At 54.7% G+C, this 15053-nt stretch carries 21 protein-coding genes; 12 read left to right on the plus strand and 9 right to left on the minus strand.

The genetic code is table 11. The features are described 5' to 3' along the window. Positions 1–77 precede the first annotated feature (77 nt). From ACWHYZ_RS18465 to ACWHYZ_RS18475, 3 genes are read left to right on the plus strand one after another with little or no spacing between them, the layout of a single operon-like run. Positions 78–752: a DUF3386 family protein gene (locus ACWHYZ_RS18465; RefSeq protein WP_447984138.1), complete on the plus strand. Its 675-nt coding sequence runs from the start codon at positions 78–80 to the stop codon at positions 750–752. 5 nt (positions 753–757) lie between these two features. Further along, entirely contained in the window at positions 758–1192 is a 435-nt protein-coding gene (locus ACWHYZ_RS18470; RefSeq protein WP_447984139.1) for a DUF5069 domain-containing protein, read from the plus strand. Between the two features lie 13 nt (positions 1193–1205). After that, positions 1206–1736 carry a GlcG/HbpS family heme-binding protein gene (locus ACWHYZ_RS18475; protein ID WP_447984140.1) on the plus strand — a complete coding sequence of 177 codons (531 nt, stop codon included), beginning with the start codon at positions 1206–1208 and terminating at the stop codon, positions 1734–1736. Positions 1737–1744: 8 nt separating this feature from the next. Here ACWHYZ_RS18475 and ACWHYZ_RS18480 read toward each other — a convergent pair whose 3' ends face one another. The 5 genes from ACWHYZ_RS18480 to ACWHYZ_RS18500 all read right to left on the minus strand — a co-directional run bounded on the left by ACWHYZ_RS18480 (position 1745) and on the right by ACWHYZ_RS18500 (position 5681). Continuing rightward, positions 1745–2488: a TPM domain-containing protein gene (locus ACWHYZ_RS18480; RefSeq protein ID WP_447984141.1), complete on the minus strand. Its 744-nt coding sequence runs from the start codon at positions 2486–2488 to the stop codon at positions 1745–1747. Further along, positions 2488–3252: a hypothetical protein gene (locus ACWHYZ_RS18485; RefSeq protein WP_447984142.1), complete on the minus strand. Its 765-nt coding sequence runs from the start codon at positions 3250–3252 to the stop codon at positions 2488–2490. The genes ACWHYZ_RS18480 and ACWHYZ_RS18485 overlap by 1 nt, the downstream gene beginning before the upstream one ends. Continuing rightward, a complete protein-coding gene (locus ACWHYZ_RS18490) occupies positions 3227–4594 on the minus strand; it encodes an FAD-dependent monooxygenase (protein WP_447984143.1) in 1368 nt (455 codons plus the stop codon). Before ACWHYZ_RS18490 ends, ACWHYZ_RS18485 begins: the two co-directional genes overlap by 26 nt. A gap of 148 nt (positions 4595–4742) precedes the next feature. Next, positions 4743–5294 (minus strand): phospholipase D-like domain-containing protein, encoded by a 552-nt coding sequence (locus ACWHYZ_RS18495; protein ID WP_447984144.1) that lies wholly within the window; start codon positions 5292–5294, stop codon positions 4743–4745. A 6-nt stretch (positions 5295–5300) separates the two neighbouring features. Further along, positions 5301–5681 carry a hypothetical protein gene (locus ACWHYZ_RS18500; RefSeq protein WP_447984145.1) on the minus strand — a complete coding sequence of 127 codons (381 nt, stop codon included), beginning with the start codon at positions 5679–5681 and terminating at the stop codon, positions 5301–5303. A 247-nt stretch (positions 5682–5928) separates the two neighbouring features. Between ACWHYZ_RS18500 and thiS the strand changes: the two genes are divergently transcribed. The 9 genes from thiS (at position 5929) to ACWHYZ_RS18545 (ending at position 11878) form a co-directional block, all read left to right on the plus strand. Further along, positions 5929–6129 carry a sulfur carrier protein ThiS gene (gene thiS / locus ACWHYZ_RS18505; protein ID WP_447984146.1) on the plus strand — a complete coding sequence of 67 codons (201 nt, stop codon included), beginning with the start codon at positions 5929–5931 and terminating at the stop codon, positions 6127–6129. Continuing rightward, positions 6129–7052, plus strand: coding sequence for a cysteine synthase A (gene cysK, locus ACWHYZ_RS18510; protein ID WP_447984147.1), 924 nt, complete (start codon positions 6129–6131; stop codon positions 7050–7052). The genes thiS and cysK overlap by 1 nt, the downstream gene beginning before the upstream one ends. 138 nt (positions 7053–7190) lie before the next feature. Beyond that, a complete protein-coding gene (locus ACWHYZ_RS18515; RefSeq protein ID WP_447984148.1) occupies positions 7191–8042 on the plus strand; it encodes a HesA/MoeB/ThiF family protein in 852 nt (283 codons plus the stop codon). 54 nt (positions 8043–8096) lie between these two features. Next, positions 8097–9338: a threonine synthase gene (gene thrC / locus ACWHYZ_RS18520; protein ID WP_447984149.1), complete on the plus strand. Its 1242-nt coding sequence runs from the start codon at positions 8097–8099 to the stop codon at positions 9336–9338. Then, a complete protein-coding gene (locus tag ACWHYZ_RS18525) occupies positions 9335–9607 on the plus strand; it encodes a ubiquitin-like small modifier protein 1 (RefSeq protein ID WP_447984150.1) in 273 nt (90 codons plus the stop codon). The genes thrC and ACWHYZ_RS18525 overlap by 4 nt, the downstream gene beginning before the upstream one ends. A gap of 1 nt (position 9608) precedes the next feature. Then, complete coding sequence (locus ACWHYZ_RS18530; protein ID WP_447984151.1) at positions 9609–9848, plus strand: NIL domain-containing protein; 240 nt, start codon at positions 9609–9611, stop codon at positions 9846–9848. 96 nt (positions 9849–9944) lie between these two features. After that, positions 9945–10748 (plus strand): molybdopterin-synthase adenylyltransferase MoeB, encoded by an 804-nt coding sequence (moeB, locus tag ACWHYZ_RS18535; RefSeq protein ID WP_447984152.1) that lies wholly within the window; start codon positions 9945–9947, stop codon positions 10746–10748. Positions 10749–10944: 196 nt separating this feature from the next. Beyond that, the gene (locus ACWHYZ_RS18540; protein WP_447984153.1) at positions 10945–11457 is read left to right on the plus strand and encodes a Mov34/MPN/PAD-1 family protein; all 513 of its coding nucleotides are present in this window, start codon (positions 10945–10947) and stop codon (positions 11455–11457) included. Between the two features lie 85 nt (positions 11458–11542). Next, positions 11543–11878, plus strand: a complete 336-nt coding sequence (locus ACWHYZ_RS18545; protein WP_447984154.1) for a hypothetical protein — start codon at positions 11543–11545, stop codon at positions 11876–11878. Between the two features lie 182 nt (positions 11879–12060). Here the strand turns inward: ACWHYZ_RS18545 and ACWHYZ_RS18550 are convergent, their stop codons facing one another. From ACWHYZ_RS18550 to def, 4 genes are all read right to left on the minus strand, one after another. Beyond that, on the minus strand, positions 12061–12270 hold the full coding sequence (locus ACWHYZ_RS18550; protein ID WP_447984155.1) for a hypothetical protein: 210 nt from the start codon (positions 12268–12270) through the stop codon (positions 12061–12063). 55 nt (positions 12271–12325) lie between these two features. Beyond that, positions 12326–12520: a hypothetical protein gene (locus ACWHYZ_RS18555; RefSeq protein WP_447984156.1), complete on the minus strand. Its 195-nt coding sequence runs from the start codon at positions 12518–12520 to the stop codon at positions 12326–12328. Positions 12521–12690: 170 nt separating this feature from the next. Beyond that, positions 12691–14415, minus strand: a complete 1725-nt coding sequence (locus ACWHYZ_RS18560; protein WP_447984157.1) for an ABC transporter ATP-binding protein — start codon at positions 14413–14415, stop codon at positions 12691–12693. Between the two features lie 98 nt (positions 14416–14513). Further along, entirely contained in the window at positions 14514–15044 is a 531-nt protein-coding gene (def, locus tag ACWHYZ_RS18565) for a peptide deformylase (RefSeq protein WP_447984158.1), read from the minus strand. Positions 15045–15053: the final 9 nt, after the last annotated feature.

Below are 15053 nucleotides of genomic sequence, written 5' to 3' on the forward strand. Positions count from 1 at the left end.
TTGGGTTGTAGAGGGACGAACGGCGGTCTTATAATGACTTTTTCTGACCATTATTAACGATAAAGGAGCTTCGTACCATGGAAACGCATCAACGTGAACAGACAACAACCCAGGTCCAGGACGACCCCAAGGCGAGGACCATGCTGCGCCAAGCGTTTGAAAAAACGGCGCGCTGGCAACCGGATTTCAAAGGATTTACGGCCGATCTCACTGTCAACGTCGGCGGCAAGGAAGCCAAAGGAACCGTGATTGTGAAAGGTCCAGGAGAAGTGACAGTGAAACTGTCTGACCCGGATTTGCAGAAATGGGCAGAAGAACAGATTGGGATGATCGTGGTTCATCGCGGTCCCAGAAGTTTCGAACAATCAGACGGCCAATATTCCTTGACTCTCGGCGAGGATACGGACCATCCGCTAGGACCTCGTTTGGCGATTCACGGTGGACAAATGGAGTCATTTTATCGAGTCAAAGGGGACCGTATTACGCAAATTAACAGAAAGAATCCCCGCATGGCGTTCACGATTAACGTCGAGGACAGCGCAGTGACACAAGACGGCAAATACCTGACGACCCGGTACACCGTCTATTACTCTTCTCCGCAAGACGGAAAATTGACAAACGTGGACAGCTTTACGGACACTCATATACGAGTGGGATCGTCGGATCTGCCTGCCACTCGACGAATTATCACCTATGAGAATGGTGGAGTCGTTGTGAAGACTCTTACCTTCGAGCATCACAAGATGCTATAAGCGCTATGGACTTGCGCATCCATTACCCGCGAAGTATTCGGGAGCGATTGGGTGGCTACGTGCATCTTGGCAGGATGATCGATAAATGCCGCGCCCTTCAAGCAGGGATGCAGGGTGATTACCTCTATCCGTGCCCTCTTGATGAGCGTCTCTTACGATTCGCAGGCATTTCATCGGACGAATTCTGCGGTGAGGTTCAAGCAAGAACGGATCAAGATATGGTCGACTGGTTCCACAGAAAAGCCGTTCCACACACTCCTTCCGACATTGAGTCGTGGAACGAGATGATGTTAAGCGTCGGGCCGGATACCGAGGACAAGTGGACCTCTTTCAAGAACACTCGTGATGCCATCGACCCCAGGCGAACGGATATCACAACGTGGGCCGATTTATTAGACTTAGATGAGAAACGAATCGTGCCATTGCGGAAAAGCGGGTGACAGGAGGCCGGGGATGACACAGCAGGGCAAGCAGACCGTTTTGATCATAGCCGTAGCGTTGGTTGGGAGCCTTGGATGGAGCAGCATGGCGACCTCGGAAGAGCTTCCGCGTGAAGCCGTCTTGCCGCTTGTATTGGCGAACAAGGCGGCTTCCGCTGCGCTGGAGAAGTGCAAGCAGGACGGGTATCGGGTAACTGTCTCCGTAGTCGACCGGTCCGGCGTACTTAGAACTCTGATGCGAGGCGACGGAGCAGGTCCTCACACGACGGACAGCAGCACGAAGAAAGCCTACACAGCGGCAAGCCTTCGCCGGCCGTCGAGCGAACTGGCTGAGATGATGGCGAAAGTTCCGGCACTCCAGGCTCTACGCGACATGAACGAGAAAATTCTCATGCTTGGAGGCGGCCTGCCCATCGAAATCGGAGGAGAAACCGTGGGTGGGATTGGCGTGGGCGGCGCCCCTGGGGCTCATCTCGACGATGCGTGCGCGCAAGCCGGATTGGACTCTATTGGAGCTGCCTCGAAGAGTTCAGGAACAAAATAAACCGACTATCATTTCAATCCTTCCGCGCTCGTGCCTCCGCCGAATCCGCCGAAATTTCCCCCGAACCCGCCCTGACCGCTTCCCCAAAATTCTCCTCTGCGGAGGCGCCCGAAAGGATGGCGTAGGTCCGGCCGGCTGATCCACCACAGAAACGCAAAGGCCCCAATCCCCGTCAAGAGGGTCAATATAAGCCCGAGCCCCTTCAGGTGAGATCGACTCGATTCGCCGGCTCGGATATCGTGTAGTCCCGATGCAAGTGCCACCGTGGTTCGGTACAGACCTTCCCCATACTCCCCCTGCCGGAAAGCTGGATCAACATACTGGCGACCGACATCTTCGACCATAGGGGCGGTTATTCTGCCGACCAGTGGCTTACCCACCGTCACCGCCGCCCGCCGCTCTTCAATCGTCGCCAGAATGACGATGCCGTGTTCCTTCTGCGCCGATCCGACTCCCCATCGCTGATAGATGGTTGACGCATACTCGTTGGCAGATCGGTATGGAGCCAAGTTCTTGACCGTGACGACGACCATCTCCACGCCCGTTTTTCGCTCCAAATCTTGACACACGGATCGAATGCGGGCCTTCCAATCAGGATCCAAAATACCCGCCTGATCGGTGACATATCCTAACGGCTGTGGAATCGGAGGACGATCCGGCCCGCTCGCAATGGCGGAATGCAGAGCATCGCTGAACGAGAGGATCACGCCCAGCACCACCGCAGCAATCCAATGATCCATACGTCGTGCCATCACAACCGTCCCTCGGCGCGCAATTGACCGATACGCGAGGCGACCATCTCCAACGTAGACAGATACCGTTCGAAGAGCCGGGGAAACTCTGCCGGACCAGGAGAAATCACTCCTCGTTTAAGGTTCCAAATCTCCTGAAGCACGGTGGGATCGATGCCTAGAGTGCTCGGAAGATCAGTCAGCATACTCTCAGTCGTGCGGGGAACCGGCATACCTAATTCTCGCAGAAGAGCTCGCAGGCACACCAGGAGCGCGGTCAGCGAGAGCGGCAAGAGGATGCCCATAGCTTCCATGCTCACCGAGCCTTCCACCACGCGCTGGCGAAGGCGCAACAGGTTTCCACGGACTTCCTGCTCGCACTGAAGACTCACGTGCCCCGAATCAATCACCAAACCGACAAATGGATCGTGCCCCATCAATACATGATGAAAGGCTGCAATGTCCGTGTACTCCAAGGGAAAGAGTGAGGCAGATGCCCGCAACTCCTCTTCGGTCAAAAACAGCGGAATCGGGATCTGTTCTTTTTGAAAGCGCTTATGAATTTTTGTGTAATTCTGGAGAACTGACATATCAATCTTTGTGATCAGCACGAGCAGATTTAGATTCGAACGCCCCGGCATGTAATCACCGCGTACGGCGCTCCCATACAGGAGAATGGCGTGTAGAGAGGCCCCATAGAGGTCGGTCATGCGCTCCACATACAGGGCGAGCGTGTTGCGGACCTCCTCCGGCAGTATTTCAAACATCGTGTCGGTCAGAGACATAGCACCTCTTGTTCTGTTGGACAGGCACAATTGCTTCGCTTGGAAGACGATCAGCGTGCCGATCCGGCCACACTCCGGCCGCGATCAACCGATCGATGAAACCAAATGGAGCGGTAGATCGAAGCCCGGCCGTCGTGGCGAGTACCTGATAACGCAGCCTGGGATTGCGATCGAACGTCCGAAAGACGCGATCGCGAAGATAGCCAAGCAACGGATTTCCCGTGTTCCAAAAGATCACCTGTTCATCCGCGAGCCGCTGCAGCATTTGCACTTGCGGTCTCCGCGCACGCTCAAAAGGCGCCAATGCGGCGGCCGACAGATCGCCCTTTTCGAGACAAGACGGCAACAGATCAGCCAGCACCATAGCATCCACCATCGCCTGCATTCTTCCTTGCGAGGCGTGAGGATTCATGGCATGCGCGGCATCGCCAATCAATACGGCCCCCTCGGAAACCCACGTCTTTGTGCGCACGCGGCCGGTCGGCATATACGCGGTTTGGTTCCAGTTGGATAAACCTTCGAATACGTGTTCGAGATCAGGGGCGATCGCACGCCATGCGTGGCGTAACGTATCAAGCCCGGCTGCCTTTACTTGGGACATGGAATCCGCTGGAATCATATAAAACAGATACTGCTTGCCTTCGGCGGCCGGAAAGAGACCCAGGATGGCTCGGCGGCCGACATAGTAGCGGGATTCTGCAATATCATCATGACGGCCATTTAAAATGGCGATGAGATATCCTTCACGATAACGATGCAGCTGCGTCGGAATGCCGAGGGCATCGCGGACTTTCGAAAGCGGGCCATCCGCACCAATCACCACTGATGCTCGAATGGTCATGGATCGGCCCGCATGCGTAGCTTCGACTCCGACAACGCGAGCCCCGTCACGGAGCAAGCCCTGAAACGAGGTGCCATACCGAAGACTGCTTGGCGAAGACGCCTCCAATGCATCGAGAATGGCATGGTGGGCAACATTCGGCAACGTGACCAGCGCGCGATTATATGGAGGCGGCAGCATGCCATAGTCTATCGTGCACAAACGATTACACCCGCCCACCCCAGGCGCGCCAAGACGCGCCCCTTCCCGTGCTCCGCCGGCACGATAAAAATGAAAATGCCTGACGGAGCGGATGGCTTGTGCCGGCAGCTTGCCGAGGACGCCGAGCCGGTCCAGCACCTGCTGCCCGTTGGGCTGGAGAATCTCGCCCCTCAAGCCGGTCGGCGGTCCCGGCGCTTGCTCGAGTACAATCGTGCGAATCCCTTTTTGGGCCAGAGCTAAGCCGAGGACAGCTCCCCCTCCTCCGGCGCCTACGATGATCACATCAGTTTGTTCGGTCATCTATTTCACACCGAAAGGTGGGTTGGTCGCCCTTGACTGCACGCGTCTTATCACCTACCCGCCCCAGGCGCACCAAGATGCGCCACTTCCCCAAGCGAGCACATTCTTAACGTGCGCGTTACCCGAGCACGAAGGGCATCCCTTCACCTTACTCCTTCCACTCTTCATAGCGAACCGGGTCTTTCCACATAGCCAAGAACTTTTCCCGCGCTTTGACGGTGATGGCTCTATCCGCGATGACATCGAGCCGTTCATCATTATACCGATGGCCGCTGGTCGTATGGTTCATTGAGCCCGTCGTATTGATCTCATCATCAATGACGACTTGTTTCAAGTGCATGAGGCCATCGTGCAAATTGACACGAATCGGAATGTTAGCCAGATGCAAGGCCTCCAATGCCCGTTGCTGTTTCGGATCGTTCCCCTGCCCGCGATCGGTAATCACCCGCACATCCACTCCCCTCTTCTTTGCGTCGATCAGCGCTTTGACAATCGGCGGGAACGTGATGCCATAGACAGCCACATAGATATACCGGCGCGCATGGTCATAGAGCGCTATGAGGTGATCGGCGGGCAAATCCTCAGGCGCATAGTAGACGTCGATGGTCGCCGCAGATGCGATCGCAGCGGGCACCGGACCCATTGGCGAACTGACGTTCAGCACGGCCAGGAGGACGAGTACGAACCTGGGGATTAACATCCTCGGTCAGTCGGCATCGAAGGCGACCTTAAAGTGATCCTCCGCCTCGCTCCAGGCTTGCGGTGACGTTCGGCTCAGCCACTCACGTAGATAGAGCTTCTGGCCATCGGTGAGGAGTTGCTTGATCTGATGGGTGCGCCCTTGTAACGGCTGAAGAAACCCAGCTCGCCGCTCGATATCGAGCGTGGCGGTTCTCACGTATACGTTGGTATACGCCGTTGGAGCCTCTCCCTCCTTGCCCTCGCCTTGAATCCAAACTGAAATAAACTTCTCTAATTGTAGTCCGGCGCTGTCCAACGCCGGATCGGTATCATGAAACAGTTCGTTTTCGGACTGCTTCAATGGGGTCGAGTCCTGGTATCGAAACATAAAGTTTTGTTTCCACATAGCGTCCTACTCAGCTGGTGTATTGAGAAGTGTTCCTGTGCAATAGAGCTAAGAGGCCGCCATACTGAAGAGGAACGATCTTGACTGTCAAGGGGGACAGCAAACGGGACGGTGCAGGTTTCGCTGAATGGATTTATTTCAGAACAATGTAAAGCATCGTCGGCGCCACGCTCGCCATTGACAATCGCGCAACGCATTTGTTAGCGTTTGGAATTCTTTTACTTGACGCAGAGTTGCGGGGTCTTCCATGCAGGTGAAAATCAACGGAAAATCTGAAGAGGTCCAAGGCACGACCGTACTGGACCTCTTGAAAGCCAAGAGTATAGACCCACACATGGTCGCCGTCGAATTGAACTCCACAATGGTGGAACGAGACCAGCTCGCCGCGACCACCCTGAAAGACGGTGATGCGTTGGAATTTCTTTTCTATATGGGAGGCGGCTGCTGATGCAGGCCCATAAACAGATCACGGAGCTGATCGGGCGCACGCCTTTGGTCCGCTTGAACCAGCTCTCGCCCAAAGGCGGCGGCTCCATCTATGCCAAGGTCGAATCCTTCAATCCTGGTGGCAGCGTGAAGGATCGTATCTGCTTGAATATGATCAACGAAGCCGAGCGCCAGGGCAAGCTCAAGCCGGGTGGCACCATCGTAGAACCGACCAGCGGGAACACCGGTATTGGACTCGCTCTGATTGCCGCGGTGCGTGGATACAAGCTGATCCTCGTCATGCCGGAAAGCATGAGCATGGAACGCGCCAGCCTGCTGTCCTCTTACGGCGCACAGTTAGTCTTGACCGCTGCGTGGGAAGGCATGAAGGGATCCATTAAGGAAGCGGAAAGCATCGTGGCACAGAATCCGTCCTACTTCATGCCGGACCAATTTTCCAACCCGGCCAACCCGGCCATGCACCGCCAGACGACCGCACTTGAAATCTGGGAAGCGCTCGATGGCCGGATCGATGCCTTTGTGGCGGCAGTCGGCACGGGCGGGACTATTACGGGTTGCGGCGAAGTCTTGAAACAGCGCAACGCTCAGGTCAAAGTCATTGCCGTGGAACCTTCCGGTTCACCGGTGTTGTCAGGTGGTGATCCGGGTCCACATAAGATTCAGGGAATCGGGGCCGGGTTTGTGCCCAAAGTCCTGAACCGGTCGATTTTGGATGGTGTCGTGACGGTCACGGACGATCAAGCCTATCAAACGGCTAAACTCCTGGCGAAGCGAGAAGGACTCTTGGTGGGCATTTCATCAGGGGCTAACGTATTCGCGGCGCAAAAAGTCGCTCAGGACTTAGGATCGGGGAAAAATATCGTCACTATTCTGTGCGACACAGGAGAGCGGTATATCAGCATCGAAAAATACTTCAACATTTAAGGATGCTGAAAATGGCCCCTAACTTCGTTCTCGGCTCGCAAACATCCTCAACGTACCCCAGAGGGTACGCTTCCGGTGTTTACGTCGCCTCAGGCCTCGTTGGATGACCATTTTGAGCATCCTTGGATAGCTCTAAAGATGGAATTTACTGAAGAACAAATATCCCGTTACAGCCGCCACATTCTTTTGCCCGAAGTCGGTGGAAAAGGGCAGAAGAAGATTGCTCAGGCGAAGATCCTGCTCGTCGGCGCCGGCGGTCTTGGCTCTCCTGCGGCGTTCTACTTGGCTGCCGCCGGTGTCGGGACAATCGGATTGATCGACAGCGACGTCGTCGATCTCTCGAATCTCCAGCGACAGGTGCTCCATCACACCGCAGATATCGGTCGACCGAAAGTGGTGTCCGGAAAGGAAAAAATTCAGTCGCTGAATCCGGACGTCACGGTCGTCATGCATGAAGAACGGCTGACTGCTAACAATGCAGCGAAGATCGTCGGCGACTATGATGTGATCATCGATGGAGTCGACAATTTTCCGGCCAAGTTCCTCATTAACGATGCGTGTTTTTTTGCCAAGAAACCGTTGGTACACGGTGGCATTCTGCGATTTGACGGCCGCCTCTTTACCATTATCCCGGGGCAAACCGCGTGTTACCGCTGCGTCTTTAAGAACCCGCCGCCCCCGGGACTAGTGGCCAGTTGTCAGGAAGCAGGAGTCATTGGCGTGCTGGCCGGCATCATCGGGACGCTCCAGGCGACCGAAGCACTGAAGATCGTGCTCAAAATCGGCAAGCTGCTAACCGACCGGATGCTCGATTTTGACGCGCGCCGCACCGCATTCCGCGAAATCAACATCCGGCGCAATCCGAATTGTCCGCTGTGCGGCGCCAACCCGACGATTACTGAATTGTTTGACCACGAGCCCGAGTCGTGTGAGCTGAAATCGGAAGCCGTGAGCGTTCAGCCATCAACCGCCACCAAAGTCTCACGCTAAGAGCCGAAAGCTGAAGGCTTCTTTGCTACCTAAGGTGCCTCTATGACGAAGAAGATGAAAGCGCTAGTCTGCCGGGAGTGTCGAAAAGAATATCCGACGGCGGCAATCCATGTCTGCGAGATGTGTTTCGGACCGCTGGAGGTCAAGTACAACTACGCCGATATCAAGCGAACGACTTCACGGAAAAAGATTGAAGACGGCCCGCACAGCATGTGGCGCTACATCGATCTCCTCCCGATCGAAGGCGAGGCGACAATCGGACAGCATGCGGGATTTACTCCGATGGTCCGCGCCAGAAATCTCGGCGCGTTCCTCGGCCTCGACGAGTTGTACATCAAGAACGATACCGTGAACCATCCGACGCTGTCGTTTAAAGATCGCGTCGTGGCGGTCGCACTGACCCGTGCCCGTGAGCTCGGATTTGAAACGGTGGCGTGCGCCTCAACCGGCAACCTGGCCAATTCCGTTGCAGCCCACGCGGCCGCCGCCGGCATGCAATGCTATGTCTTTATCCCCGGCGATCTCGAAGCTGCCAAAGTGCTCGGCAATCTGATCTATAAACCCAACGTCGTTGAAGTCGAAGGGAATTATGATGACGTGAACCGGCTCTGTAGTGAAATTGCAGCTGAACATCGGTGGGCCTTCGTCAATATCAACATCCGGCCGTACTATGCCGAGGGCTCCAAGACGTTGGCGTTCGAGACGGTCGAGCAACTTGGATGGCGCGCACCCGATCAAGTCGTGGTCCCGATGGCGTCGGGGTCGTTGTTGACGAAAATCTGGAAAGGCATAAATGAAATGCATACGCTCGGCCTGATCGATCGGGTGCCGACGAAATTGAATGGAGCTCAGGCGGAAGGATGCTCACCCATTTCGACGGCGTTCAAGGCGGGCCGCGATTTCTTTAAACCGGTCAAGCCCAAGACGATTGCCAAATCATTGGCCATCGGCAATCCGGCTGACGGCTATTACGCCTTGAAAGCCACGGCCGAATGCAAGGGCGCCATGGAAGCGGTAACGGACGAGGAAGTGGTCGATGGAATTAAACTCCTTGCGCAGACCGAAGGCATCTTTGCCGAAACCGCCGGCGGCGTAACTATCGGCGTGCTAAGGAAATTAGTGAAGCAAGGGGTCATCAAGAAAAGCGATGTGACCGTCGCCTACATTACCGGCAATGGGCTCAAGACGCAGGAAGCCGTCATCGATGCGGTCGGCCGGCCCGTTCGTATTCAGCCCAGCCTGGTCAATTTTCAGCAGACATTCAAGATGGGAAAAAACGGAGGCGGTGACGCATGATCAAGGTTCGGATTCCAACGCCCCTCAGGCCATTGACGAAAAATCAAGGTGAAGTCGAGATCACAGGAGCCAATATCGGCGAGATCATCGACAATTTGAATGCCTCTTACTCCGGCCTGAAGGATCGCCTGTGCGATGATAAAGGCGAACTCCGCCGGTTTGTGAATGTTTACGTCAATGAAGAAGACATTCGCTTTTTGAAGGGCAAAGACACGGTGCTGAAGGACGGAGACGAAGTATCCATCGTGCCGGCAATTGCGGGAGGCTAAGATGACGAGCTTACGGTTTCACATTCGCTTCCCTGAGGAAAAAATTAAAGAACCAATCATTTATCAAATCGGCCATGAGTACAAGGTCGTAACCAACGTCCGACGGGCAGATGTCCGCGAAACCACCGGTTGGATGGATGTCGAGCTGACCGGTGACACGGCTGAGATCGAACGGGCGGTCGCAGGCATGCGGAAGAAGGGCGTCCTGGTCGATCCAATTGAATTGAACGTCGTGGAATGAGAATGAGATGGCGATAGCAAGTGGAAGAGGTGAGGAGTGGGACAGAATTTATTCGCCCATCCCTTATAGCCTCTGGCCTTTAGCCTGGCAATCAAAATGGAATTGACCGATACTCAAATCGAACGTTACAGCCGCCACATTATCCTTTCTGAAGTCGGCGGGAAGGGGCAAAAGAAACTGTCCCAAGCCAAGGTTTTGGTCATTGGGGCAGGCGGGCTCGGTTCTCCTGCCGGGCTCTACTTGGCGGCGGCCGGCGTCGGCACGATTGGCCTCGTCGATGGCGATGTGGTGGACTTGTCCAATCTGCAGCGGCAAATTCTCCATACGACGGCCACCATCGGCATGCCGAAAGTCGAATCGGGGCGGCAGACCCTCGCGGCTATCAATCCCGACATTACGATCAAGACCTATCAGCATCATCTGTCTACCGACAACATCATGGGGCTGCTGCCGGACTATGACATCATTCTGGACGGCTCCGATAATTTCTCGACACGCTTTATGGTCAATGACGCGTGCTATTTTGCCAAGAAGACCCTGATCTCAGGAAGCATCTTTCGGTTTGAAGGCCAATTGACGACCATTAAGCCGCACGAGGGTTACCCCTGCTATCGCTGTCTATACCCTGAACCGCCGCCCGCTGGACTGGTCCCGAATTGTCAGGAAGCCGGGGTGCTAGGCGTGTTGGCTGGAACCATCGGCGTGTTGCAGGCTTCTGAGGCCATTAAGGAGATTCTCGGCATCGGCGAGACACTGGCCGATCGTTTATTGATTTACGACGCACTCGAGATGAAATTTCGGAAAGTGTCCCGCCCGAAGGATCCCGACTGCCCTCTCTGTGGCGTCAATCCGCGTATTACCAATCTTGGTGGCGAGTATAACGTTACCTGTACGATCTGACCTAGGATGCTGAAAATGTCGTCATCGGCGATCTCCGCTCGAAAAGATCCTAGACGTACGCCAGGAGGTACGCCTCCCGCGCTTGCTTCGGCTGCGGCCTTGTTCGGAAGGAGAGCGCCTTGGCGCGCTTGGGGCGGAATAGATGCTCATTTTGAGCATCCTACATGCTCTATGTCTGCTGGCTTAATCTCTTGACGTGTCTCCTCTAAAGATACCCCGAAAAATCTTAGATGAAATGGTGGCTCACGCGCGTGAGTTGGCCCCTTATGAATGCTGCGGGCTGCTAGCCGGTAAAGACGGGACGGCAACGCATCATTATCGGATCAAAAATATCGTCGCACAGGACGGCGCCGAAGAGCTGTCATCGTTCGATGAAGCCAAAGCCAGTCATCTGAAACGACTTTCTCCTCAAGAACGAGCCGAAATTGCATTTATCATGGATATGCATGATTTCTCACTGGCCAAAAAGGACATCCGATCGCAAGGCACCGAACTGCAGGTCGTGTATCACTCGCATCCGCATAGTCCGGCGAGACCCTCGGTCACCGATATAAAAATTGCGACCGAGTACGAGGAGATTTGGGGGAAAATTAACCTCGCCGAGCCGCTCTACATCATTCTTTCCTTACAAGATAAATCAAAGCCGGACATCCGCGCCTACTCTATTAAAGAACAGCACGTCACACCTGCCACATTCACACCGACCTAGCCGTTGCATTTCGTGTATCCTTCCCGCACAATTGGCCACGCTGTGTCATATTTTTGATTCGTTCACCCCGTGCATGGAGGGTACTGTGAAGATGTCACATTCCATCAATGCCTTGGGCGTAGTTATCATGCTCGCTCTATTATTTTTAGCCGCTCCCGCCCCTGCAGAAGATAAAAGTTTCTACAGCCCGATTGTCCACGTGGACAAGGAAAAAGGCTTTATTGTGGTTTCCAATAGCGGGAAAGTCTTCGCCGTGGAAGTCCCTGATGCGGCCAAGCCGCATCTCGACAAGCTGCCTCTGTCCGGCATGATTGACATTGTGGTTGAAATGCGCGCCGATAATGCGCCGCTATTGAAAACGTGGAAAGTTGCCGGTGGCGAATCGAGTTGCAAGCACTTCGACGGAAAAACCTGCAAGTAAACGAGCACATTATGCCAGGCAAGTCACACCCAGAGGCGTCCCTTTCCGGGCCGGAACGCATGGGTCAGACAAAATCGCCAGGCTAATCTCTCATGTATTTTCCGGCGTTGGAACTGAGAACGAAGCTCGGCAACCGACGCACTTGGCGCGAGAGGCGTGATGGTGATTTTTCTCACGATCTGCTATTCAGAGCTGCCCAGCATGTCGTCAATCAACGGTCTATTGATATCTGTGCAGCCTAGACAGATTGTATCGAAGAGGGCTTCATGATCCGCGACAAAGTTTCTCCCATCCACGAGCTTGTCGGCAAAAACCTGCTCATGGCATGAATCACACAACATCATGAGCCCACGACTCACCGACACGGTTTTTCGTCCGATACTCTTTGTCATAGAACATCCTGTTATTCGATCATTGTCCTGCGTCTCGCTGAAACCTATTGTGAATTCAAACCGACCCTCGCTGTTGGGCAATCCTAAAATCTTCAGCCTCTAATTCCACTCCACACCGAGGACATTCATATGGCTGATCCAGTGGGGGAACGCGCATGTCCTGTTCTTCGACTCGCCCCTGACAGACGTGATACCAGTGTCCGCCAGCATGTTCGTGATCCAAGGGATCATATTCGAATCTCAATACCATCTTTGTGCCTCATTCAGATCGTCAGTATACAGAGCGTCCTGTTACCTCTTCAATCAGTCAAACATCGGCATGCTCAAAAAGGCCATTGATTACATCCGCCTACCCCACCCGCGCCAAGGCCGCCCCCTTCCCGGGCAAGGCCGCAGGATCGCGCTTTTTCAGCATTTCGATCAAATCTGGAATTGAGCTTCGTACAGAACCGAATACAGGCCGCCTTGAGCCAACAGTGCGTCGTGATTGCCCTGTTCGATAATATGGCCCCGGTCGATGACGACAATGCGATCCGCATCCTGCAAGGTGGACAACCGGTGAGCAATGGTAAATGTGGTGCGGCCTTTCATCAAATAATCCAGCGCTTCCCGGATCTTGAGCTCCGTTTCGGTGTCGACGTTCGATGTCGCTTCATCAAAAATCACGATCGGCGGATTCTTGAGCAGTACACGGGCAATCGAAACTCGTTGCTTTTGACCGACGGAGAGTTTCACGCCGCGTTCCCCGATCCACGTATCATAGCCATCGGGCAGATCGACAATGAAATCATGCGCTCGTGCTGCTCGTGCGGCTTCCTCGAGGCGGGACTGATCGGATGCGGGGTCACCATAGGCAATGTTCTCCCGCACCGTGCCATTGAATAAAAACGGCTCTTGCTGGACCAATCCGATGTGATGCCGGAGAAACGACAGCGGAAGATCGCGGACATCATGCCCATCGATCAGGATGGCGCCGGCCTTCACGTCATAGAAGCGCATCAAGAGCTTGAGCAAACTACTCTTCCCCGCCCCACTTGGTCCAACCAATGCGATGCGCTCTCCGGGTCTGACGGCCAGGGTGATCTCTTTTAGGACCGGTACGTCATCACGATAGGCAAATGCCACGCGCTCGAACCGCACGGCACCCTCCAATCGTTCTGCCGGCGCGATCACACCTGGTCGGTCTTGGACATCGGGTTGCGTGTCTAAGACCTCAAAGACCCGTTCGCTGGCAGCCAACGCATGCTGCAGGAGATGGTTCACAGAGTGAATTTGATTGATGGGCACGTAAAATAGCGTGAGGTACCCCAGAAACATCACGAGCTCACCTAGCGTTAACGCACCTGACAGGACCTCGTGAGAACCGAACCAGAGAATGAGGATCGTCCCCAGACTGCCCACAAACATCATACTGGGCGAATAGAGCGACCACAGATACATCGCTTTCAGGTTGCTGCGACTATAATCCTCGCTAAGCCTGTTGAACCGCGCCCGTTCAGCGTCCTGCTGGTTGAACCCGATCGTTTCGCGGATGCCCGAGATGGCATCCTGGAGGTATGCGTTGAGGCCGGCAGCACTGCGTCGAATTTCGTGGTAGTACGCATGCATGCGTTTCGTAAAAGTGGTCGCAGACATGATGAGCAAGGGAATTGGAATCAATGCGAGCAGCGCCAGTTTCCAATTCAGCCAAAAAAGCATGGACATGATGCCGATCAGCGTGAGAGAGGCGGTCAGCATCGATTCCAAACCGTCGATGAAAATCCGCTCGACATGCTCCGTGTCGTTGTTGACACGGGACATGATTTCTCCGGTCGATCGGTTCTCGTAATAGCTGATCGACAACCGCTGCAAAGCCGAGAAAACTTGATCGCGCAGGTCATACACGACCTTTTGCTCCAAGGTATTGTTGAATCGGATGCGCAACGAGCCGAATACGTTCCGTAAGCCATAGGTGACAATGAGTCCACCGACGATCCACGGCAACAGCGCAGGCTGGTGCGCCTGGATCACATCATCGATGACGGTCTTGATGAGCCAGGGCGGGACGAGTTCGAGCGCGGTTGTAAGCCCGGCACAGGCCAGCGTCAGCAGCGCCAGATGGCGATACGGTCGAATGTAGCGGAGAATACGGAGAAGAGGCTTCACACTCGACAAGTCCTGAGTGCAGGGTGCTGAGTGCTGAGCAGGCAGATGAGACCGGAATTCATGCACTCAGGACTCAAGACTCACAACTCAGGACCATTCTAAATGACAGTCGCATGATCTTGCTTCCAATACTGGTCAAACTCCTCAAGCTGCGTCAGGCTGGAGAGCTCCGTCATACGGTCAAGAAAGACTTTCCCAATCAAATGGTCCAATTCGTGTTGGATACACACCGCGAATAGACCGGTTGCCTCAAAGTCAACGGGCGCGCCATGGCGATCCCAGGCCTGAACGCGGATCATCGAGGGACGCGTCACTTTGCCGCGGAGACCATCAACGCTAAGGCAGCCTTCCCAGTTCTCCACTTGCTGTGGTCCGTAGAATACGATCTTGGGGTTGATCAGCACCGTTTTGGGAAATCCACCCTCCCCCGGACAGTCCATGACGACAACCTGCTGAGAACGGGACACTTGGGGGGCAGCCAGACCAATGCCTTCAGCCTCAACCATTGTCTCCAACATATCCTCGATAAACTGTTGAAATGCCGGCGTGAGAACCTCATCCTGCGGGACAGGCTCTGCCCTTTTCCGCAAGACCGGATTCCCTAACTTTGCAATTTCCAAGGAAGCCATACGCTCTCC

This window comes from Nitrospira sp. Nam74, assembly GCF_965152615.1.